The organism is Winogradskyella pulchriflava, assembly GCF_042434315.1.
GTDB lineage: Bacteria > Bacteroidota > Bacteroidia > Flavobacteriales > Flavobacteriaceae > Winogradskyella > Winogradskyella pulchriflava.
Window position 1 is genome coordinate 271,578 of record NZ_JBHLTQ010000006.1, and the last position, 20,857, is coordinate 292,434.

The following is a 20,857-nucleotide window of genomic DNA, read 5'->3' on the forward strand; positions in this document are numbered from 1 at the left end:
AATTAATAGGTAAACAAGGTACTAAAAACTTAAAAAAGGAAGTCTTAATTATTTTATAATTTCTACTTTCCTAATGTACACATTCTGCAAAGGCCAATCTCCATCGTCCGTTTCAACAGCATTGATTTTGTCCACCACATCCATGCCTTCAATGACCTCACCAAAAACCGTATAATCTTTGTCTAAATAGTCAGCTCCTCCAGGACGATGAATGATAAAGAATTGAAATGGGGATGCTAATTTATAAGCATTTTCAATTTCGCTACTTGGCATGGATATCGCTCCTCGCTTATGAGTGTAGCCGCGTTTGGTATCTGGTGGTAATAGATACTTGCCTATTTTTCGTCGTTTTTTGTATAAATCTACTGCATCGCTACTTCCGCCTTGAATCACAAAGTTTTTAACCACACGATAAAACTGCGTGCCATCAAAATACTTGCGTTTGGTGAGGTAAATAAAATTAGCACGATGAAACTTGGTTTTGTCATAGAGTAGAATGTCTATATTTCCAAAATCAGTATATATCCGCACTTTGTTTTCCTTGTGTTCTTTTTCGTATTCCAAAAAGAACTCCATGGCATTGTTGTCTGTAAGTATAGGAAATTTGGGTTTCTTTTCTGGTTTTTGATCTATAGTTTCAACAACAGAATCTTTTGTAGTGGTCTTCTTTGTTTGTTTTGAAGTTTGTTTATCTTCACAATTCCATAAAAATAAAGTTAAAAGTATAACCAATCTAATTTTCATAAATGCGTTTTGATACGTTTTTAAAATCTGTAGTAAAAATAAGGCATCTAGAACTTTTTGGCGAAATTTCGCATGCTAAAATGTCTCCTCCATACCGCTTAGAGTTGGCCGAACGCATGAAAGAAAAGGCAAAACAGGCAAAAAAAGCAGGAGTTATGGCACTGTTTTATCCCAATACAGAAGGCGAAACGTATTTGGTGCTAATTTTACGTAAAACCTATAAAGGTGTACATTCTGCACAGGTTGGTTTTCCAGGCGGCAAGTATGAAAAAGAGGATAAGGACTTAATGGTTACTGCAATTAGAGAAACGGAAGAAGAGGTTGGTGTGCCTAAATCTAAGTTAGAAATTATAAAGACCATGTCGCCATTATATATTCCGCCTAGTAATTTTATGGTGCATCCTTATGTTGCTATTTCTAAATCTGTTTTAAAGTTTATAAAACAAGATGATGAGGTAGAAGCAATCATAGAAGTAAATATCGATAGTTTTCTAGATGATACTAATTCCATAACTACAAGAGTGCCAACGTCTTTTGGTGTTGAGGTGGATGTTCCTGCATTTCATCTTAATGGTCATATTGTTTGGGGAGCAACAGCAATGATGCTGGGTGAAATTAAAGACTTGTTAAAACAAGTCTTGTAGCTTATCATATTTCTTACATTTGTAGTTGACAAAAACTGAATACTAACTATGGGATTATTCAAAAAGAATCCTTTTGGACATATACTCTTTGTAAAAAAGTGGCTTATTAGAATCTTAGGCTTATTAACACATAGGCGTTTTAGAGGCTTTAATAACTTACAGATAGAAGGCTCTGATATTATAAAGAATTTGCCAGATACTAATGTGTTGTTTATTTCTAACCATCAAACGTATTTTGCTGATGTTATAGCTATGTTCCATGTATTTAATGCGAGTTTAAGTGGTCGGTTGGATAATATAAAAAATGTAGGTTATCTCTGGAATCCTAAATTAAACATGTATTACGTTGCTGCTAAAGAGACGATGAAATCTGGATTGATACCCAAAATATTTGCCTACACTGGCTCAATTAGTATTGAGCGTACGTGGCGTTCTCAAGGTAAAGATGTTAATCGCCAAGTGAAAATGAGCGATATTACTATGATAAAAACAGCTTTGGATGATGGTTGGGTAGTAACATTTCCTCAGGGAACCACAACACCTTTTAAGCCTATAAGAAAAGGTACAGCTCATATTATTAAAACTTACAAACCTATTGTTGTGCCTATTGTTATTGATGGTTTTAGACGTTCGTTTGATAAAAAAGGACTTCGGATTAAAAAGAAGAATATTTACCAAACATTTGAAGTGAAAGAACCGCTTCAAATAGATTATGAAAATGAATCTATTGCTGAAATCGTTGAAAAGATTGAATATGCCATTGAACAACATCCTTCATTTTTAAAGGTTATTCCACAAGAAGAACTAGAGGAAAAGGAACGTTTAAATAAAGAGCTTAGAGATTGGTAAAGCCCCTTGACTTATTGTTTTGATTTACTAAAGGTTTCTGAGATTTACCAGAAAGGGAAATAATGTCTATTTGGCTAGCCTGAAATCGTTTAAACTTATTTATACCTCAAGCTTTTTAAGTTCGTCATAATTTCTGTTAAGACGTTTAAGTAATATCCCATAAATAAGTCTGTAGAACAGCCATATTAGTAGTAGAAATATTCCTGCAATTAACACTACAATACCATAGATCATTAACATCTGATTGGTGTTTGCATCAACTATTTGTTGATGAAACTCAGGATTGTCTTGGTATTCAAAGTAAAGTGAAAGCGGTATAGATAGAAAAATCATTGCTAAATTAAAAACCACGTAATACTTAATCACTTTTCGGGTTCTTAATATGGTTTCCATTAATCTTTTAGCACTATCTGTTGTAGATATTGATTTGTAAGATCTATATAAAAGGTAAATAAATGTAAGAATTACAACATAACTGAATATACTTATACCCAAAAACAGAGGGTTTTGGTAACTTTCGTCTAATGTTTCTTTAAAGCTAGGAGATAGAAAATAAGGTAGTATGCCAGCCAACAGCCAAAATACTAATTCCGCAATACTGATATAAAATAACGTCTTTACAATAGAAGACGATTTTTTGTGCAACATTGGATAGATATCAGAATCAGCATAGCTTTTAAACGCTGTACTTTCTTTATTCCAATCTTTCTTTAATAATTCTAATTCATCCATAGTCTTACGGATTTAATATTGTTTTTAACTTCTTTTTTACACGATTCATTTTTACACGTGCATTGACTTCACTTATACCTAAAGTCTCGCTTATTTCTCTATAGTCTTTGTCTTCTAAATACAAGAAAACCAAGGCTTTTTCAATATCATTTAGCTGATGTACTGCTTTGTATAAAAGTTTTAACTGTTGCTCTTCAGTATCATCATATTCTTCAGCTTTAATCTTAAACTCAACCGCATCAAACTCTTGCGTATTAATTCTTCTTTTAGACTTTCGGTAAAGTGTAATTGCTGTGTTTAAGCCTACACGATACATCCAAGTGCTAAATTTTGAGTCGCCTCTAAACTTGGGATACGCACGCCATAACTGAATTGTTATCTCCTGAAACAAATCGTTATGCGCATCTGTATTGTTGGTATATAAACGACATACCTTATGCACAATGTTTTGATGCTTTTGCAACTGTTCTACAAAACTATGTTCTAGTTCTTTGTTCAATTGATGAAATTGGTTAGTTACTTGTTAGTAGTTATACTTTAGAGTTTGTTACACTTATTTTTAAGATTCCTAAAATAATTAAAAATTGTGCCAAGGCATAGGTTAGCATGATGCTAATATTAGATAATGGAATAGGTTGATAAAACTTATTGAGTGCCAGAATACTATCCGAAATCATAAAACTTAAAGCACCTAAAAATACCAAGCCATAACTAAGAATATTAACTCTATTTTTTCTTAAGAATGCTGTGGTTGCCATTGTTAAAATTATAATCATATACACTATAACTGGTATAAGCATATCTCCTAAACCATCTTTTAAAAAGTTGAATAGGCAAGCAGCATAAATTAATAATATTGCAATAAAACCAAAAGGTGACTTTTCTTTATTTCTGTGCTTTAAAAACACAAGTACATACATAATATGAGCCGTTAAAAAAGCGACCAAACCAAAGGTAAAAAAATGTTCAGATGTATCTACAAACATTAGCAGAACATCACCCAATAAAGAAAATAACAAAGCTAATAATGTTAGTCTTTTAACTGATTTTGGCAGTGATATTGAAGTCTTTACAAACAAAAAGATAAGACTAATTACAATAGAAGGTTTTGCTATATAATGCGCTGTTTGCAATGCTGCTGTGCTTCCTGTTATAAGCTCAAAAAGAACAATGATAAAGAAGAGAATACTAAATTGTTTTTCGGTATTTGTAAGCATTATGGTAGTTGTATTAGTCTTTGGTTATTCCTTGCCAAATGTCCATTATTTATCAAATATATTCAATTCATCATTGAAATCTTACAGTTCGGTAAAATAGAATTCTTTGGGGCTTATAAATGCCACAAATTTGTCTCATCAATTTAACCTGAATTAATTTCAGTATCAAAAAACGAACTTTTAATCATCAATCAAAAAATCAAATCAAAAATGAAATATTTAATAACAATCGTCTGTTTATTTCTAATCAATTTTAGCTTTTCTCAAACAACTATTTCTGGAAAAGTTTTCGACAATAAAGGTGAACCTATAATTGGCGCGAATGTTTATTTAGATGGTACTTACGATGGTGATACATCAAATGATGAAGGTCAGTTTAGTTTCACTACAGACAAAGAAGGCACACAAACTTTAATTGTTTCGTTTTTGTCTTATGAAACCAAGACTATTGTAGATGATGTAACTAAATTATCTAATCTTCAGATTAGGTTAAGAGAAGATGTAGAAGCTCTAGATGCTGTAATATTGAGTGCTGGTACTTTTGAAGCTAATGATAACAGTAAGGTTTCTGTACTAAAACCGTTAGATGTTGTCACTACAGCAAGTGCCTTAGGTGATTTCGTAGGTGCTTTGCAAACACTTCCTGGTACTTCAAATGTTTCGGAAGATGGACGCTTATTTGTAAGAGGTGGTAATGCAGATGAGACTCAGATTTTTATTGATGGTATTAGAGTGTTCACTCCCTATACACCAACAGCTAACAACACGCCAACACGTGGTCGTTATTCTCCATTTTTATTTGATGGAATAACGTTTTCTACTGGTGGTTATTCCTCTGAATTTGGACAAGCGCTGTCCAGTGTGTTGCTGTTAAATACCATAGATGAACCAGACCAAGAAAAAACAGATATAGGAATTATGACCGTTGGCGCAGCATTGGGTAATACTCAAAAATGGGAAAAATCATCTTTGAGTTTTAATGCCTCTTATGTTAACCTTGCACCATATTTAGAATTGTTTGAAGATAGAAACGATTGGAAAAAGCCTTATCAAGGAGCGCAAGGTGAAACAGTTTTTAGACAAAAATTAGACAATGGAATCTTAAAGTTTTACGCAGCTTTTGATACTTCTAATTTTGAATTAACCCAAGACGATATTAACCTTGAGGATGGATTGAGCTATAAACTGAATAACAATAATTTCTATTTAAACACGTCTTATAGAGGCATTTTGAATAATAATTGGAGTCTACAAACAGGTCTTAGTTATACGTTTGCAAATACAAAAATTGGTATTGAAACTAGTGATATTTCTGATACTGAAAACTCAGCACACTTTAAATTAAAGCTAAAAAAGCGTTTCAATAGTAGATTTAAGCTAAGCTTTGGTGCAGAACAATTTATTACAGATTTTGATGAAAATTTTAAAGATGGATCAATTGATGAAACCTATGGATTTAAGAACAATATTACAGCAGGTTTTGTAGAATCTGATTTAATTTTTTCAAAAGATTTGGCATTAAAAGTAGGCTTGAGAGCAGATCATAGTTCTATATTCAATGAAACTAATGTGGCTCCAAGAGCTGCTATAGCTTATAAAACATCAACTAACGGACAGTTTTCATTAGCGTATGGTAATTTTTATCAAAACCCAAACAGTGCAATTTTAAAGTTTGAACAAAAGCTTAAAGCTCAAAAAACATCACATTATATTTTAAACTATCAATATGTAAATAATGGTAAAATTTTTAGAGCTGAAGCCTATAGAAAAGCCTATGACAACTTAGTGAAATTTGATACAGAATTTGAAAGTTTTGATAGTAACTACACTTCAAATGGAGATGGTTACGCGCAAGGTATTGATCTCTTTTGGAGAGACAACACAGGAATTAAAAATTTGGATTATTGGGTGAGTTATTCCTATTTAGATACAGAACGTAATTATAGAAATTTTCAAGAATCTGCTCAGCCTAATTATGCTACAACACACAATTTATCTATAGTTGGTAAGTATTGGATAGACGATTGGAAAAGCCAAGTTGGTTTAAGCTACAGCTATTCTTCAGGGAGACCATTTACCAACCCAAACACAAACAATTTTCTAAGTGAGCGCACTAAATCGTTTAATAGTATGAGTGTGAACTGGGCATACTTGTTAAGTCCTCAGAAAATCCTGTATTTTTCAGTAAACAATGTATTGGGCTTTAAAAACATTAACGGATATCAGTATGCCAATACGCCAGATGTTAGCGGTAACTTTAGTAGACGTGCTTTAACACCAGCTGCAGACCAATTCTTCTTTGTAGGTTTCTTTTGGACTCTTAGTGAAGACGGAACCGATAATCAGTTGGATAATTTGTAGGTTTTAAAAGTTGGAGGTTACGATGTCTCCGTTTGGCATTATCCGGTTTTAGCTTTTTTATTCTATATGAATGTGTTTTAAATGCTTGGTATTCAGGTAAACATGATAAATGTCATGCTTTATAAGGATTATGTTGGGTAACTTTAAAGTATAAAATTAAACGTTATGGAAGCTAAAAAAAACCCAAGAGCTAATGTAGGTCGAAACAGTAGTTTATATTTTGCTGTTGGCTTAAACGTAATGTTACTCATTACATACTTAGGATTAGAACATAAGACTTACCATGCAGAAAGCACTAAGATTGATGTCTTAATGTTAAACGAGCAGATTGAAGAGGATATTCCTATTACAACTATCGAAATTCCGCTTCCTCCTCCACCAAAGCAGGTTGTTACAGAAGCTATTGCTGTAGTTGAGGATGTTGAAGAAATAGAAGAAACGGTTATTGAAAGTACAGAAATAGGACAGGACGATGTTATTGAAGAACGTGTGGTAGGTATAGAGGAAGTTGAAGTAGAGGAAATAGAAGAAGATATTGAAGTACCGTTTGCTGTCATAGAGTTTGTACCACAATTTCCTGGTTGTACAGGCGATAACGCGGAGTTAAAAGCATGCTTCCAAAGAAAAATGCAAGAGCATTTGCAAAAACACTTTAAATATCCTGAAATTGCATCCGAATTAAATATTCAAGGTCGCGTATTTGTATTTTTCTTAATAGATAAAAATGGTAAGGTTTCTAATATACAAAGTAGAGGCCCAGACAAAATTCTAGAAACTGAAGCCGAACGTATTATAAGTTTATTGCCAACTATGGAACCAGGTAAACAACGAAACAGACCTGTAGGTGTACCATACAGTATCCCTATTAATTTCAAATTACAAAAACAGTAAACGATTTATTAAACTTAGTTTAGAAGACTGATTTGATTTAAATTGATTTTGAAAACAAAGCCTCTTATAAAAGAGGTTTTGTTGTTTATTGAAATCGGTTTTCCATCACATACCAATTACAATCCACGCTATCAAATTTAAAAGAGCCGTAGAGTTGCATGCCAATATTTTGAAGAATACGATTTGAAGCAACATGATGGTGTTCTGCTGCCGCACAAATTTTATCTAATTTCAAATCATTAAACCCATAATCTAAAGAAGCTAAAGCGGCTTCTGTAGCATAACCAATTCCCCAAAATTGTTCTTTAAGTCTGTAGCCTAAGTCGTAATAGTTAAATTCTTTACGTACTTCGCGCTCATATTTTAAACCAGACCAGCCAACAAACTCATTAGTATTTTTTTTAATCATAGCTAATCTGCCAATACCAAAGTTTTTATATTGGTTCAAAATATTTTGAACCATTTCTTCGGACTGTTCATAAGATGTCACTGGCTTATTACCTAGATAAATATGTACTTTAGGATTAGAGTCCATTTCAAAAAAATCTTGAGTGTCATCAAGAGTGACTGGTCTTAGGATTAAGCGCTGGGTTTCTATTTTGGCATTCACTTCCACTTAATATTACAACCCATGCTGGGTTTTTGATTTGGGTTTACAGTTTCATTATTTATTAAAGCATCCATAGCTGCTCTGATATCTTTTCCAGTAACAGGTATGCTGTTTCCTGGTCTTGAGTCGTCTAGTTGACCTGCGTAAACTAATTCCAATTTGTCATCGAATAAAAAGAAATCTGGTGTGCATGCCGCATCATATGCTTTGGCAACCTCTTGGGTTTGATCGTATAGGTATGGAAATATATAAGCATTGTCAATAGCATTTTTCTTCATTAAATGCGGAGCATCCTGTGGGTAATTATCAACGTCATTGCTAGAAATTGCAATACACTTTATACCTTTTGAGATATAATCTTTTGCCAACTGTGATAGTTGGGAACTGACGTGTATAACAAAAGGGCAGTGGTTACAAATAAACATAACCAATGTACCTGTAGTACCCTTTAATTCTTGTAGGGATTTAATTTTATCATCAACCGTATCCACTAATTTAAAGTCTGGTGCTTTAGTGCCTAAAGGCAACATATTTGATTCTGTTCTCGCCATTGTTTATTTATATTAATAATTTAGTATTTTAGTGTTTAATTAAATGGTTTTCGTCTTAACGAAAAAGATACTGAAATAAATTCAGCATATAATGGATAATATAATAACATTCGAGGACTTTACCAAGGTGGATTTGCGTATCGGTACCATTGTTGAGGTTAGTGACTTCCCAAATGCTCGTAAACCTGCCTATCAACTCGTAATTGACTTTGGTGACTTAGGTGTTAGAAAATCTTCAGCACAAATTACAACACAATACACTAAAGAAGATTTAAAAAATCGTCAGATAGTGGCTGTTGTAAACTTTCCAAAAAAACAGATAGCTGATTTTATGAGCGAGTGTTTAGTAATGGGAGCCGTAAAAGAAAATGATGTTTTTTTACTACATCCAGAGACTAAAGTAAAGAATGGTATGGTGGTTTCTTAGTGAAATGTTGGTGCGTTGAGTTGTTTATTTGTTGATACGTTTATTAGTTTCACTAATCATTACATTTCGTCACGGAAGAAAATAGCATTCATCAACAACTTGTTTGTGCCATACCAAAAGGCTCTAAAATTAGTATTGTCTGTAAACGCAATAATATTTCCACGACCAATACCACCAATTTTTAAAGGTATAGTGCTACTGATGCTATCCAAGTTCTCTTCTGAAATATAGCCACTCAATAGTGGTTTTTTGGTGTATTGTATAGGATTGTTATAGCTATTCTTATCTGCTTTAATGAATAAAGTTGTATTTCTAAACATAGCAAGTTTATCGTTTTTATAGCCAAAATTTATAGGATGAGAACGGTCTAATTTTGTTTCAAAGATTGCACCACCAATTACTTGAGCTCCTCTAAAATCACGGCGTTGTTCATAACTAATGTTTTTAGCCGTTAAATTGTTTTTCTTAAATTCAATTTTCATGAGTTCTTTACTGTTTAACCAACGTAAAGCGTTTCTGTAAGCTATCAAAGTCCCACCATCTTGAATCCAAGATTTCATCTTCTTTGTATTACTGTCGTTTAATCCAGAAGATGAATTTACCATTATTATAGTATTGTATCGGCTTAAATCCGCACGTCCAAAACGTTTTGTGTCTAGTTTTGTGGCCACAATATCATAGCGTGTATCTAGCAAATGCCATATTTCGCCTGCATCATAAGAGGTTATACCATCACCGACCAAAATCGCTACTTTTGGTAATTCCAAGCTTCTAAAATTATTACTACCTAGATCGATACCATCATTCAATCCTGTTGAAACAGCATCAATTTTAATATGGCATTCTTGAGCTACATCATTTAAAAATGAATAAATCTCTGATGTTGACATATCCTGATTTTTAGCTGGAATCATTACCGTTCCGTAATCATAAGATTTACCATTGGCCTTAAAAGTTTTCATGCTTACTTTAGCTCTTAAGCCTTTCTTTAAAATCTTATTTAGAAGTTTAGGCGAATAATATTCGTTCCACTCAAACAAATAGGCATATTCACTTTTAGTACTTACACCACCAGTTTGATGCTGTAAATTTTCAATACTATTACCCGCATTAGCTGTTGTCGTTTCGGTATAATCTAGATTAAATGCTAAAGGAAAAGTCCAAGCCGAAATATCATAAAATAAACTGTCTTTAAACGTGGTTCGCGTCTCAAACATCGCATTAATCAGTCGTGTGTTTTTTTGATTTTTTGGTACAATGTAACTGTAACCTTTTTTGTAATTTTTTCCATTTAGAGAGAAGTCCGATTTTACATCATGAAATTTAATTTTATGTCGTTTTAATATCTCTGCTAAATGGTAAGTTTTAGCTGCATCTTTTTCATCACCAAATACAATAGCACTGTTGCCTTCTTTTGCGGCTTCATTACGTGCATTTTTAAAGAAATTATGTTGGTATTCTAATATCTCTTTTCGCATGCCATTTGCTGCCTCAAGAGTTGATAGTGCGGCAGTAAATTGATTTCTTATAGTAAACGGAAAGGTTAATAGGCCGTTATCACTTTCTTGTATGTGACCACGAGAGCTGGCTTGTTCAAACAAAATACCAATGCTTCCATTTATATCTGGGAATGTTGAGCCCTTACCATAATAAAAATCATCAAAACTTTCTTCGGAATAGTATAACGAGCCAATTTTATCTAATGCTTTTGCATGATACTCAGCAATACCTTTTGTTAGTTCTTGATTTAATTTTGGTGTTAATGGATGCGTACGCGATGGAATACCAGGTTGAAAAAAGAAACTGGAGTTGGTACCCATCTCATGATGATCGGTTAAAATATTTGGCATCCAATTATGAAAGGTTTCTATACGTGCTCTAGATTCTGGCAACTGTACAGGCAACCAATCTCTATTCATATCAAACCAATAATGATTGGTACGTCCTCCAGGCCAAACTTCACTATATTCTCTATCATTTGGGTCAGGATTAAGATTCATGCTTCTGTTGGTATTTGCCCAATATGCGAAGCGTTGTAAGCCATCTGGATTAAAAGCTGGATCAAAAAGTATCACTGTATTTTTTAGCAAATTGTCAATTTTAGCACCTTCAGCAGCGGCTAAATAGTAAGCAGCTACCAATGCAGCATTAGAACCACTTGGTTCATTACCATGAATGGAAAACCCTTGGTAAACAACTATTGGTCTGTTTTCTGTATTTGTAGTGTTGCTTTCTGTAGCTTCAATATGAGCAGATTGAATCTTGTCAATATTCTCATGATTGTTTGGTGATGTAATGGTTAACAGAAGTAAAGGCCTGTCTTCAAACGTTTCGCCTCTGTTTTCTATAGTTATTCTATTTGATGCATTTGCCAAGGCATACATGTATTGCACGAGTTTATCGTGAGTAATGTGCCATTCACCAACCTCATGGCCAATAACACTTTGAGGTGTTGGTATAGATGCATTATAGGAAACATCTTGTGGTAAATAGTAAGACAAATCTGTTTGTGATTGTGAAAAAAGCGCAGTTGTTGCTAATACTAAAAGATAAACTATACGTTGCATAATTAGAGGTTGGTTAAAGTCTAAAAATAAAAAAACCGTTACTAAGCGTAACGGTTTTTATTATAATTTAACAGAAATTAATTTTAAATATCATCGAAACTGATATCAGTAAAACTGTCTGTTCCTTTTGTGTCTTCTGGTGTTTTAGCTTCTTGAGCTACAAAGTCATCTTCGCGTTTAAAGTCTTTTTGATGACGTTCGCTTATAACTTCTTCACCTTTTTCATTGATAATGTAATCGGTCATTTCAGCTAAAATCTCTCTAAACTCTGTAAAGTCTTCTTTATAAAGATAAATTTTATGCTTCTTGTAATGGAAAGATCCATCGTCATTAGTAAATTTCTTGCTTTCGGTGATGGTTAAATAATAATCTCCTGCTTTAGTAGCTCTTACATCAAAGAAATAAGTACGTCTTCCTGCTCTTAGTACTTTAGAATATATTTCTTCTTTGTCCATCATTTCATAATCGCTCATAACTCAATTTTATTTTTTAAAAATTTTCAATCCAAAAATCTAAAAAAAAAGTAACCTAGCCAACTAATTATTACATTTCTTTTTCAGAGAGTTGTTTGGTGTAAAGCTCTTTGTAGTAACCATCAGTATTTATAAGGCTTTCGTGGTTTCCTGACTGAATCACTTTTCCATCATCAAGAATAATAATTTGATCAGCATTTTTTGCCGAAGAGACTCTATGGCTTACAATAACTGTTGTTTTATCCTTAGTAAGTTTCACTAGGTTTTTAAGGATTTTTTCTTCGGTTTCGGTATCTACTGCAGATAAGCAATCATCAAATAATAAAATATCAGGCTTTTTAATTATTGCTCTAGCTATAGATACACGTTGTTTTTGTCCACCAGAAAGTGTGATGCCTCGTTCACCTAAAATAGTATCGTAGCCTTTATTAAAACCTATAATATTATTATGAACTTTAGCATTTTTCGCAGCTTCAAAGACTTCTTCGTCTGTTGCGTCTTCTTTGCCAAACTTTATATTATTTTTTATGGTATCTGAAAACAAGAATGCATCTTGTGGTACATAACCAATGCTTTCCCTTAAACTATATAGATTCAATTCTGAAATAGGCTTGTTATCTACTAAAACACTATTGTTATCCACATCGTAGAGTCTTCCTATTAAATCTAAAATTGTAGATTTTCCTGAACCTGTTTTTCCTAAAATGGCTAAGGTTTCACCGGACTTTAACTTAAAACTTACATCCTTTAATGCCTCAATATTAGTATCATCATAGGTAAAGGATACATTTTTAAATTCAATATCTCCTTTTATAGGTGTTGGTTCGTTAATCTTATTCTGAATTTCTGGCTGAGTATCCAAAAATTCATTGATGCGCTCTTGCGATGCTTCTGCCTGTTGCACCAAAGATGTTATCCAACCTATCATTGCTACAGGCCATGTTAGCATGTTTACATACATAATAAATTCAGCAATCGTTCCTATATCTTCAATTTCACCATTTATATACTGCATACCTCCAACGTAAACTACAATAAGATTGCTAACACCTATAAGTAGTATCATCATTGGAAAAAATAAAGCCTGTACTTTAGTTAGATTGATTTGTTTTTGACGGTTTTCAGCTGATAGCCTATCAAATTCTGAATTGGTCAACGGTTCTATACCGTAAGATTTTATAATAGAAATACCGCTAAAATTCTCTTGTGTATAGGCAGAAAGCGTTGATAACGATTGCTGTACAATAGTACTACGATTGTTAATCAATCGGCTTAATTTATATATAGCAAATGAAAGTATAGGTAATGGCAATAATGTGTATAACGTTAGTTTTGGTGCGGTACTTACCATGTAAATAATTGCAACCGTAAATAATGTAATGGTATTCATGGTGTACATTATGGCTGGTCCTACATACATTCGTACTTTTCCAACATCTTCGCTAATACGGTTCATTAAATCTCCAGTTCTATTGGACTTATAAAAATTTAGAGATAGAATTTGATAATGCTGATAAATTTCATTTTTAAGATCGTATTCAATATAGCGAGATACATTTATGATGGTTTGACGCATTAGAAATGTAAAAATACCAGCAATAACAGCAGCTCCAATTAAATAAAGAATATTGGTCATTAGCTCAGCCCGAAATACAGCATCAGTTACTTTTCCATCTAATCGGTCAGAAATTATATTAATAGAAGCTCCAACAAGTCTTGGAGTAAAAAGCGCAAATACCCTAGATATTATGGTAATTAAAATACCAATAATAAGTTGGTATCTGTATTTATAAAAGTATTTATTTAGGTGTTTTAGTGCTTTCATGTTGCATTTGGTCAGGCAAAAGTATTACGATAATCTTATTTTGACGTTAATATTTTGCTAATCCTCTATTATTAATTTATTTTTGCTCGCTGTTTTTAGATTATCTTCAAACAGCCTTAAATCCTAACTTAATGACTACAGATGTTTTAAGCTCAAAGGAGCTATATAAAATTGATCCAGTTTTTGGTCAGAATTCTTTTGATGACCACGAGCAAATCGTTTTTTGCAACGACAAAGATACTGGTTTAAAAGCAATAATCGGAATACATAATACCGTATTAGGACCAGCTCTTGGTGGTACAAGAATGTGGAATTATGCCAATGAATGGGAAGCTCTCAACGATGTGTTACGTCTGTCGAGAGGTATGACCTTTAAATCTGCAATTACAGGTTTAAATCTTGGTGGAGGAAAAGCCGTAATTATTGGTGATGCCAAAACACAGAAAACACCAGAGTTAATGAGAAGTTTTGGTGAGTATGTACATTCTCTAAGTGGTAAATACATAACTGCTGAGGATGTTGGTATGACTACCGAAGATATGGATATCGTAAGAGAGGTTACGCCTTATGTTACTGGTATTTCTGAAAGTAAAGGAGGTGCAGGTAATCCATCTCCAATTACAGCCTATGGTGTGTTTATGGGAATGAAAGCGGCTGCAAAATTCCAATACGGTTCAGAAATCTTAGAAGATAAAAAAGTATGTGTTCAAGGTATTGGACATGTTGGTGAAGCTTTGGTAGAGCACTTGGTTAACGAAGGTGCTATTGTAACCATTGCAGATATCAACCAAGAACGTTTAGAAGAAGTACGCTCTAAATATGGAGTTACAATTTACGGAGGTAACGATATATATAGCGAAGCTATGGATATTTATGCTCCATGTGCTCTTGGTGCTACTATAAATGATGAGACCATACATAAGTTGCAAGCTACAATTGTTGCTGGTGCAGCAAATAATCAATTGGCAGACGAAAATAAGCATGGCAAAATTTTGCAAGAACGCGGCATTGTCTATGCTCCAGATTTTTTGATTAATGCAGGTGGAATCATTAATGTTTATGCAGAGTTAGAGGACTATGATAAGCAAGAAATAATGCGTAAAACAGAAAATATTTATAATACTACACTAGAGATTTTAGATAATGCCAAGGTGAATAACATCACCACACATACAGCAGCATTAAATATCGCTAGAGAACGAATTGAAACTCGAAAAAGAGAAAACTCTAAATAATTTTTTTCGGAATTAAATAATAGTATTTTTGCAAGGTGAATCTTAAAGATTCACCTTTTTTAATCACACAAAATATTAAAGTAGTTCTTTGCACATGTTAAACAGGAGACACATCAGAATAAAAGTAATGCAATCTTTGTACGCTTTTAAAGGTACTGAAAGTGATAATCTTGCTAAAGATGAAACATTTTTATTACACAGTTTAGATAGCATGTACGATTTGTATCTATCTACTTTGGCCTTGCTCATAGAGCTTAAAAACAAAGGTGAGGACTATAATCAAAAACTTAGAAATAAGTTAACAGGTTCTGACTCTGATAAAAATCCGAGTACTAAATTCCAAGACAATCAATTATTAGCACTTATAAGTGGTAATAACATGCTGAAAGAGATTGTAAATAAGCGAAAGCTTAATTTCTGGGATTTAGATTTTGAATATGTTGACATAATTTTCAAGGAAATATTAAAGAGCGATTTGTACGCTGACTATATCAGTGAACCTGAAACCTCCTTTAAAGCAGACAAGAAATTTATTTTAGATATTTATTCTGAAATCATTGCACCAAACGAGAAGCTGTACGACTATTTCGAAGACAAAAAACTAACATGGGTAGACGATTTTCCTGTGGTAAACACAGTACTTCTCAAAGTATTACGCAAGCTAAAACTTACATCTCCCGAAACAGCGTTGTTGCCAGATTTGTACAAAGATGAAGACGACAAGGATTTTGCCAAGGACTTATTCAAAAAAACAGTTTTAAACAATTCTAAATTTTCAGAAGAAATTGCAAAGAAAACGACCAATTGGGACTCAGAACGCTTAGCAAGTATTGATGGAGTTTTGCTAAAAATGGCACTTTGCGAATTTCAAAAATTTCCTTCAATACCACATAAAGTAACTATTAATGAATACTTAGAAATTGCTAAGGAATATTCAACACCAAAAAGCAGTCTGTTTATCAATGGAATTTTAGATAAAATAGTGAAGGAATATCAGTCAGAAGAACGTTATCCAAAGGTTGGAAGAGGTTTGATGTAATTTTTAAGAGTATAAAAATTCCTACAAAACGTGTTAACACCGCCTTAAAAGTTTTAATTGGTTGAAATAATTCTTACCTTTGCCTGCTGAAAATAAACAGTACACAATAAATTAAAAAAATATAGTAATGAAAAAAGTAATCTTAGGACTTAGCGCATTATGTATGGTAGCTTTTACTTCTTGTAAAGAAGATGCTGCTAGTAAAGTAAAATCAGAAAATGTAGCAGTAGCAGCAGAAAGAGATGCTAATGCTGGTGATTTTCCAGTACTTCAATTAGACAAAACAGAGCACGATTTCGGAACAATTATGAACGGAACTCCAGTTGAAACTGTATTTAAATATACAAACACTGGTAATGCTATGTTGGTTGTTAGTAACATTAAGAGTACTTGTGGTTGTACAGTACCATCTAACTACACTAAAGAAGTTGCTCCAGGTGAAACAGGAGAATTTACAGTAAAGTTTAACGGTAAGGGTAATGGTAAAGTTTCTAAATCTTTAACAATGACTACTAATACAGAAAAAGGTACTCAAGTTGTAAAGATTTCTGCAATGATAGAGCAAGATCCTAATGCACCACAAAAGGCACCAGGTAAAGCTACAATAAACCCATTATCTACAAGCACTACGCAAAAAACTTCTACGCAACCAGGTCACGAAGGTCATAATCACAACTAATAAATAATTAATGGAAGGATTAGGATCTTTTTTACCATTTATAGCCATTTTTGCTGTGATGTATTTCTTTATGATTGCACCACAAATGAAACGTGCTAAGCAAGAAAAGAAATTTGCAAGCGAGTTAAAACGTGGAGATCGGGTGATTACTAAAAGTGGTATGCACGGAAAGGTAGTTGAGCTAAATGATAAAGATAACAGTTGTGTTATCGAAACGTTAGCAGGCAAAATTAAGTTTGACCGTTCTGCAATTTCAATGGAAATGAGTAGAAAACTAAACGCTCCAGCTGTTGTAAAGTAATTAGCTGAGTAACATAAATAACAAACGCCTTCAAATTAATTTGAAGGCGTTTTTGTTTGTTATAAATTACAATTTGTCATTCTAGCACAGTAATGACAATCTAAAGTTTTTCTTGTTAAAGCATCAACAATTTTTATACTTATCATGCAAGCCCACACCTTTTATAATCATTGGTGTAATCTTCTCTAAACGGCTTAGCTTGGTAGCTTCTCTTTTGGCTTCTTTTATATAGTCGCAATACTCGCGTTGTTTACCTGGAGTAAGGTTTTTAAAACTATCAGAAAGCGCTTTGTTTGTTTCTAGTACACTTTTTAGCTCAGGCGGAATTGTAACTGCCTTTGTAGCTCGTTTTGGTTTTATTTCTTTACCAGCACGTTGGTTTTCTATAGATTCTTTAACATAAGACAAAACAACAGCATCATTAATAGCTTCTAAGGAATCAAAACGCATTTGCCTTAAAGCTTTGGTTTTATTTTCTTGCGCATTGATTAGTAGGTTGTGCTCATCCTTAAGAAAAACACCATTATGAAACCATAAACAAAAATAGTTTTTAAAAGCACCTATACCCAATACGTTTTTACCATCCAGACAATACGTTGGCATGCTCCATTTTATAGTTTCTGTAAGCTCTGTTTTTAAGATGATATGTCGTAAGCGATTCAAAGCTTCCGACCACTGTGGATTGGTTTCTATATATTCTTCAACGGAATGGACTTTTTTCATTAGGTGTTTTAAGGTGATTGATTTAATATGTTCTTGTAAAATTAAAAAATATGATTAATAAAATTGCTATAATGGCAATGATACAAGAGACTATATTTAATTTTAATTGTTCATTTTTTTCAATTCCATATACTAATTTTCTATTTTCATTACTATTCATAAGCCCAATAAAAAATAGAGATATAATTATTACTCCGCAAGCTATTACTATAGAACCGCTTCTGTCTAATTCAGTACTTAAAGTGGAGTAAATAAACAAAATAATCCAAAAATAGTAAAAGCATAGTATTAAAATCCAACCAATCTTTCTATTTATAAAAACACCAATGAGAGGAATTAGCATAATTAAAGAAGTTCTTAAAATAGTAGTATTAAAACCTGCTTTTAAATAATCTAACAAACCTTTCTCACTTCCTGATAAATTAAGATATTCTACTAAAGTATTGTAGTCATTCACAAAAACAATAATTGATACTATTACAATTGGTGCTTTTATGAAAAAATACAATCTAGGCTTATTAGGCTCTTCCAATTTTTATAATGATATTATTTTATATAAAATTCCACCTATGATTTATTGCTTTATGGATAATTGAAAATTTTAAGAAAGCCAATCTACTGATTTTGAGCCGTCAACTCAGCAATCTTACAAATTACTTCTACTGCTTTTTGCATACTTTCTACTGGTACATACTCATAACGTCCATGAAAGTTGTGTCCGCCTGCAAAAATGTTTGGACATGGTAAACCCATATAACTCAGTTGAGAGCCATCAGTTCCACCGCGAATTGGTTTGATTAAAGGTGTAATACCAAGTTGTTTCATAGCTTCTTCGGCTATATCTACAATATGCATTACTGGCTCTACCTTTTCTTTCATGTTGAAGTATTGGTCTTTGATTTCTATTTCAAAAACTTCAGCTTCAAATTTGGTGTTTAGATCCAGTACTATTTTTTCCATTAAAGCTTTTCGTGCTTCAAACTTATCCTTATCGTGGTCTCTTATAATGTATTTTAAAGTTGTTTCTTCAACTTTACCATTTATGCCGTGCAAATGAAAAAAGCCTTCGTAACCTTCAGTATGTTCTGGTGTTTCTAATCGTGGCAATGCATTTATAAATTCCGAAGCATAATACATAGAATTCACCATTTTGCCTTTTGCATATCCTGGATGAACAATTTTACCTTTGGCTTTGATTACTGCACCAGCGGCATTAAAATTCTCGTATTCCAGCTCACCAATTTGGCTTCCATCCATAGTATAAGCCCAATCAGCACCAAATTTTTCAACATCAAATTTATGAGCTCCTCTTCCGATTTCCTCATCTGGAGTAAAACCAACTTTAATAGGACCGTGTTTAATTTCATGATGATTAATAAGATATTCCATAGCAGTAACAATTTCTGTTATACCTGCCTTATCATCTGCTCCTAAAAGGGTAGTGCCATCTGTTGTAATTAAAGTTTGCCCTTTGTAGAGTAATAAATCTTCAAAATAATCTGGTGAAAGTACAATGTTTTCTTCTGCGTTTAGAACTATGTCTTTTCCATCGTAGTCCTCAACAATCTGAGGTTTTACATTCGCTCCCGTAAAATCTGGTGATGTGTCAAAATGCGAAATAAATCCAATGGTTGGTACATGGTGGTCAACATTACTTGGTAATGTGGCCATGATATAGGCATTATCGTCAATGGTAACATCACTCATGCCAATTGCCTTTAGTTCCATAACCAATTTATTGGCTAAATCCCATTGTTTTTTAGTGCTTGGTGTGGTGTTAGAATTTGGGTCGGATTCTGTGTCTATGGTTACATAACCGATAAACCTGTTTATAATACGTTGCTTTGGTGTCATTCGTGTTAGTTTATTATCAAAAATAACCAACACGTAGCTAAGGTACAAGTCAAAGATATGTTTCTTTTAAATTGATGCTAATTGGTTTACTTTTGCATAGCAAAACAGCACACATGTACAAAACACTTATCCGACCAATTTTATTCTGTTTCGATCCTGAAAAGGTTCATTATTTTACATTTTCATTTATACGTACGGTTTCTAAAATTCCTGGTTTTAAAGGGCTTTTTAAAAAGATGTATTTAGTTGAAGACAAAAAACTTGAAAGAGAGTTATTTGGGTTAAAATTTAAAAATCCAGTGGGTTTAGCTGCTGGTTTTGATAAAAACGCCCAACTGTTTAACGAACTTTCTAATTTTGGATTTGGCTTTATTGAAATAGGAACATTGACTCCAAAACCACAAGACGGTAATCCGAAAAAGCGATTGTTTCGATTAAAAGAAGATTCTGCAATTATAAATAGAATGGGCTTTAACAACGGAGGAGTTGAAGTAGCGGTTGAAAGATTAAAGAAAAATAAAGGTGTATTAATTGGTGGTAATATTGGAAAAAACAAAGTGACACCAAATGAAAATGCCGTTGACGATTACGAAATTTGCTTTAATGCCTTGTTTGATTATGTCGATTATTTTGTAGTTAATGTAAGTTCACCTAACACGCCAAATCTTAGAGCCCTACAAGATAAAGAACCATTGACCCAATTGTTGAAATCATTACAAGTTTTAAATTTTCAAAAACCAAAGTCCAAACCAATTCTATTAAAAATTGCGCCAGACTTAACGGACGAGCAACTTATGGATATTATTGATATTGTTTCTACTACAAAAATAGATGGAGTAATTTCAACAAACACAACCATTTCTCGAGAAGGCTTAAAGAGTGCTAATAAATCTGAAAGGGGAGGACTTAGTGGCAAACCGTTAACCAATCGTTCTACTGAAGTGATTCGGTTTTTAGCAGAGAAGAGTAACAAGGCATTTCCTATTATTGGAGTAGGTGGTATTCATTCGGCTAAAGATGCCATTGAAAAGCTTGAAGCTGGTGCAGACTTAGTTCAGCTATATACAGGTTTTATATATGAAGGTCCAAAATTGGTGAAGGATATCAATAAAGCTTTGCTCAAAAAGGCATAAAA

At 33.1% G+C, this 20,857-nt stretch carries 22 protein-coding genes; 10 read left to right on the forward strand and 12 right to left on the reverse strand.

What is annotated here, in order from left to right; all coding sequences use genetic code 11:
• Positions 1–48: 48 nt before the first annotated feature.
• Complete coding sequence (locus ACFFGA_RS13170) at positions 49–744, reverse strand: peptidylprolyl isomerase (RefSeq protein WP_386064777.1); 696 nt, start codon at positions 742–744, stop codon at positions 49–51.
• A gap of 2 nt (positions 745–746) precedes the next feature.
• On the opposite strand from ACFFGA_RS13170, the gene ACFFGA_RS13175 reads away from it, so the two are divergent.
• Positions 747–1,388, forward strand: coding sequence for an NUDIX hydrolase (locus ACFFGA_RS13175; protein ID WP_386064779.1), 642 nt, complete (start codon positions 747–749; stop codon positions 1,386–1,388).
• Positions 1,389–1,436: 48 nt separating this feature from the next.
• Positions 1,437–2,237 (forward strand): lysophospholipid acyltransferase family protein, encoded by an 801-nt coding sequence (locus tag ACFFGA_RS13180; protein ID WP_386064780.1) that lies wholly within the window; start codon positions 1,437–1,439, stop codon positions 2,235–2,237.
• A gap of 99 nt (positions 2,238–2,336) precedes the next feature.
• Here ACFFGA_RS13180 and ACFFGA_RS13185 read toward each other — a convergent pair whose 3' ends face one another.
• The 3 genes from ACFFGA_RS13185 to ACFFGA_RS13195 are packed head-to-tail and all read right to left on the reverse strand — an operon-like array spanning position 2,337 to position 4,186.
• Entirely contained in the window at positions 2,337–2,969 is a 633-nt protein-coding gene (locus ACFFGA_RS13185) for a DUF8845 family protein (protein WP_386064782.1), read from the reverse strand.
• Positions 2,970–2,973: 4 nt separating this feature from the next.
• Positions 2,974–3,468, reverse strand: coding sequence for an RNA polymerase sigma factor (locus tag ACFFGA_RS13190; RefSeq protein WP_386064784.1), 495 nt, complete (start codon positions 3,466–3,468; stop codon positions 2,974–2,976).
• Positions 3,469–3,499: 31 nt separating this feature from the next.
• The gene (locus ACFFGA_RS13195; RefSeq protein WP_386064786.1) at positions 3,500–4,186 is read right to left on the reverse strand and encodes a lysoplasmalogenase; all 687 of its coding nucleotides are present in this window, start codon (positions 4,184–4,186) and stop codon (positions 3,500–3,502) included.
• Positions 4,187–4,396: 210 nt separating this feature from the next.
• Between ACFFGA_RS13195 and ACFFGA_RS13200 the strand changes: the two genes are divergently transcribed.
• Positions 4,397–6,547, forward strand: coding sequence for a TonB-dependent receptor (locus tag ACFFGA_RS13200; RefSeq protein WP_386064788.1), 2,151 nt, complete (start codon positions 4,397–4,399; stop codon positions 6,545–6,547).
• A gap of 165 nt (positions 6,548–6,712) precedes the next feature.
• Positions 6,713–7,438: an energy transducer TonB gene (locus ACFFGA_RS13205; protein ID WP_386064790.1), complete on the forward strand. Its 726-nt coding sequence runs from the start codon at positions 6,713–6,715 to the stop codon at positions 7,436–7,438.
• Positions 7,439–7,523: 85 nt separating this feature from the next.
• Here the strand turns inward: ACFFGA_RS13205 and ACFFGA_RS13210 are convergent, their stop codons facing one another.
• Together ACFFGA_RS13210 and ACFFGA_RS13215 are read right to left on the reverse strand one after the other, a co-directional pair.
• The gene (locus ACFFGA_RS13210; RefSeq protein WP_386064792.1) at positions 7,524–8,048 is read right to left on the reverse strand and encodes a GNAT family N-acetyltransferase; all 525 of its coding nucleotides are present in this window, start codon (positions 8,046–8,048) and stop codon (positions 7,524–7,526) included.
• A complete protein-coding gene (locus tag ACFFGA_RS13215; RefSeq protein ID WP_386064794.1) occupies positions 8,045–8,599 on the reverse strand; it encodes a thioredoxin family protein in 555 nt (184 codons plus the stop codon). The genes ACFFGA_RS13210 and ACFFGA_RS13215 overlap by 4 nt, the downstream gene beginning before the upstream one ends.
• Before the next feature lie 91 nt (positions 8,600–8,690).
• Between ACFFGA_RS13215 and ACFFGA_RS13220 the strand changes: the two genes are divergently transcribed.
• A complete protein-coding gene (locus tag ACFFGA_RS13220) occupies positions 8,691–9,026 on the forward strand; it encodes a tRNA-binding protein (RefSeq protein WP_386064795.1) in 336 nt (111 codons plus the stop codon).
• A gap of 59 nt (positions 9,027–9,085) precedes the next feature.
• Here the strand turns inward: ACFFGA_RS13220 and ACFFGA_RS13225 are convergent, their stop codons facing one another.
• The 3 genes from ACFFGA_RS13225 to ACFFGA_RS13235 all read right to left on the reverse strand — a co-directional run bounded on the left by ACFFGA_RS13225 (position 9,086) and on the right by ACFFGA_RS13235 (position 13,891).
• A complete protein-coding gene (locus ACFFGA_RS13225; protein ID WP_386064797.1) occupies positions 9,086–11,593 on the reverse strand; it encodes a M14 family zinc carboxypeptidase in 2,508 nt (835 codons plus the stop codon).
• Between the two features lie 83 nt (positions 11,594–11,676).
• Positions 11,677–12,066, reverse strand: coding sequence for a PUR family DNA/RNA-binding protein (locus ACFFGA_RS13230; RefSeq protein WP_386064799.1), 390 nt, complete (start codon positions 12,064–12,066; stop codon positions 11,677–11,679).
• 70 nt (positions 12,067–12,136) lie between these two features.
• Entirely contained in the window at positions 12,137–13,891 is a 1,755-nt protein-coding gene (locus tag ACFFGA_RS13235; protein WP_386064801.1) for an ABC transporter ATP-binding protein, read from the reverse strand.
• Between the two features lie 131 nt (positions 13,892–14,022).
• Between ACFFGA_RS13235 and ACFFGA_RS13240 the strand changes: the two genes are divergently transcribed.
• The 4 genes from ACFFGA_RS13240 to yajC all read left to right on the forward strand — a co-directional run bounded on the left by ACFFGA_RS13240 (position 14,023) and on the right by yajC (position 17,145).
• A complete protein-coding gene (locus ACFFGA_RS13240; protein WP_386064802.1) occupies positions 14,023–15,126 on the forward strand; it encodes a Glu/Leu/Phe/Val family dehydrogenase in 1,104 nt (367 codons plus the stop codon).
• A gap of 127 nt (positions 15,127–15,253) precedes the next feature.
• The gene (gene nusB / locus ACFFGA_RS13245) at positions 15,254–16,165 is read left to right on the forward strand and encodes a transcription antitermination factor NusB (protein ID WP_386064804.1); all 912 of its coding nucleotides are present in this window, start codon (positions 15,254–15,256) and stop codon (positions 16,163–16,165) included.
• Between the two features lie 127 nt (positions 16,166–16,292).
• Positions 16,293–16,844 carry a DUF1573 domain-containing protein gene (locus ACFFGA_RS13250; protein ID WP_386064805.1) on the forward strand — a complete coding sequence of 184 codons (552 nt, stop codon included), beginning with the start codon at positions 16,293–16,295 and terminating at the stop codon, positions 16,842–16,844.
• Positions 16,845–16,854: 10 nt separating this feature from the next.
• Entirely contained in the window at positions 16,855–17,145 is a 291-nt protein-coding gene (gene yajC, locus ACFFGA_RS13255; protein WP_386064807.1) for a preprotein translocase subunit YajC, read from the forward strand.
• A 123-nt stretch (positions 17,146–17,268) separates the two neighbouring features.
• Here the strand turns inward: yajC and ACFFGA_RS13260 are convergent, their stop codons facing one another.
• From ACFFGA_RS13260 to pepT, 3 genes are all read right to left on the reverse strand, one after another.
• Complete coding sequence (locus ACFFGA_RS13260; protein ID WP_386064808.1) at positions 17,269–17,868, reverse strand: YdeI/OmpD-associated family protein; 600 nt, start codon at positions 17,866–17,868, stop codon at positions 17,269–17,271.
• A gap of 22 nt (positions 17,869–17,890) precedes the next feature.
• Positions 17,891–18,400: a hypothetical protein gene (locus ACFFGA_RS13265; protein ID WP_386064809.1), complete on the reverse strand. Its 510-nt coding sequence runs from the start codon at positions 18,398–18,400 to the stop codon at positions 17,891–17,893.
• 83 nt (positions 18,401–18,483) lie between these two features.
• Entirely contained in the window at positions 18,484–19,722 is a 1,239-nt protein-coding gene (gene pepT / locus ACFFGA_RS13270) for a peptidase T (RefSeq protein ID WP_386064810.1), read from the reverse strand.
• Positions 19,723–19,835: 113 nt separating this feature from the next.
• Here pepT and ACFFGA_RS13275 point away from each other — a divergent pair, with 113 nt between their 5' ends.
• Positions 19,836–20,855: a quinone-dependent dihydroorotate dehydrogenase gene (locus ACFFGA_RS13275; protein ID WP_386064811.1), complete on the forward strand. Its 1,020-nt coding sequence runs from the start codon at positions 19,836–19,838 to the stop codon at positions 20,853–20,855.
• Positions 20,856–20,857: the final 2 nt, after the last annotated feature.

What these genes read in the sequence shown, in the direction of transcription:
- ACFFGA_RS13170 (WP_386064777.1), bottom strand. Translation starts at nt 744, where the DNA reads ATGAAAATTAGATTGGTTATACTTTTAACTTTATTTTTATGGAATTGT.
- ACFFGA_RS13175 (WP_386064779.1), top strand. Translation starts at nt 747, where the DNA reads ATGCGTTTTGATACGTTTTTAAAATCTGTAGTAAAAATAAGGCATCTA.
- ACFFGA_RS13180 (WP_386064780.1), top strand. Translation starts at nt 1,437, where the DNA reads ATGGGATTATTCAAAAAGAATCCTTTTGGACATATACTCTTTGTAAAA.
- ACFFGA_RS13185 (WP_386064782.1), bottom strand. Translation starts at nt 2,969, where the DNA reads ATGGATGAATTAGAATTATTAAAGAAAGATTGGAATAAAGAAAGTACA.
- ACFFGA_RS13195 (WP_386064786.1), bottom strand. Translation starts at nt 4,186, where the DNA reads ATGCTTACAAATACCGAAAAACAATTTAGTATTCTCTTCTTTATCATT.
- ACFFGA_RS13200 (WP_386064788.1), top strand. Translation starts at nt 4,397, where the DNA reads ATGAAATATTTAATAACAATCGTCTGTTTATTTCTAATCAATTTTAGC.
- ACFFGA_RS13205 (WP_386064790.1), top strand. Translation starts at nt 6,713, where the DNA reads ATGGAAGCTAAAAAAAACCCAAGAGCTAATGTAGGTCGAAACAGTAGT.
- ACFFGA_RS13215 (WP_386064794.1), bottom strand. Translation starts at nt 8,599, where the DNA reads ATGGCGAGAACAGAATCAAATATGTTGCCTTTAGGCACTAAAGCACCA.
- ACFFGA_RS13220 (WP_386064795.1), top strand. Translation starts at nt 8,691, where the DNA reads ATGGATAATATAATAACATTCGAGGACTTTACCAAGGTGGATTTGCGT.
- ACFFGA_RS13225 (WP_386064797.1), bottom strand. Translation starts at nt 11,593, where the DNA reads ATGCAACGTATAGTTTATCTTTTAGTATTAGCAACAACTGCGCTTTTT.
- ACFFGA_RS13230 (WP_386064799.1), bottom strand. Translation starts at nt 12,066, where the DNA reads ATGAGCGATTATGAAATGATGGACAAAGAAGAAATATATTCTAAAGTA.
- ACFFGA_RS13235 (WP_386064801.1), bottom strand. Translation starts at nt 13,891, where the DNA reads ATGAAAGCACTAAAACACCTAAATAAATACTTTTATAAATACAGATAC.
- ACFFGA_RS13240 (WP_386064802.1), top strand. Translation starts at nt 14,023, where the DNA reads ATGACTACAGATGTTTTAAGCTCAAAGGAGCTATATAAAATTGATCCA.
- nusB (WP_386064804.1), top strand. Translation starts at nt 15,254, where the DNA reads ATGCAATCTTTGTACGCTTTTAAAGGTACTGAAAGTGATAATCTTGCT.
- ACFFGA_RS13250 (WP_386064805.1), top strand. Translation starts at nt 16,293, where the DNA reads ATGAAAAAAGTAATCTTAGGACTTAGCGCATTATGTATGGTAGCTTTT.
- yajC (WP_386064807.1), top strand. Translation starts at nt 16,855, where the DNA reads ATGGAAGGATTAGGATCTTTTTTACCATTTATAGCCATTTTTGCTGTG.
- ACFFGA_RS13260 (WP_386064808.1), bottom strand. Translation starts at nt 17,868, where the DNA reads ATGAAAAAAGTCCATTCCGTTGAAGAATATATAGAAACCAATCCACAG.
- pepT (WP_386064810.1), bottom strand. Translation starts at nt 19,722, where the DNA reads ATGACACCAAAGCAACGTATTATAAACAGGTTTATCGGTTATGTAACC.
- ACFFGA_RS13275 (WP_386064811.1), top strand. Translation starts at nt 19,836, where the DNA reads ATGTACAAAACACTTATCCGACCAATTTTATTCTGTTTCGATCCTGAA.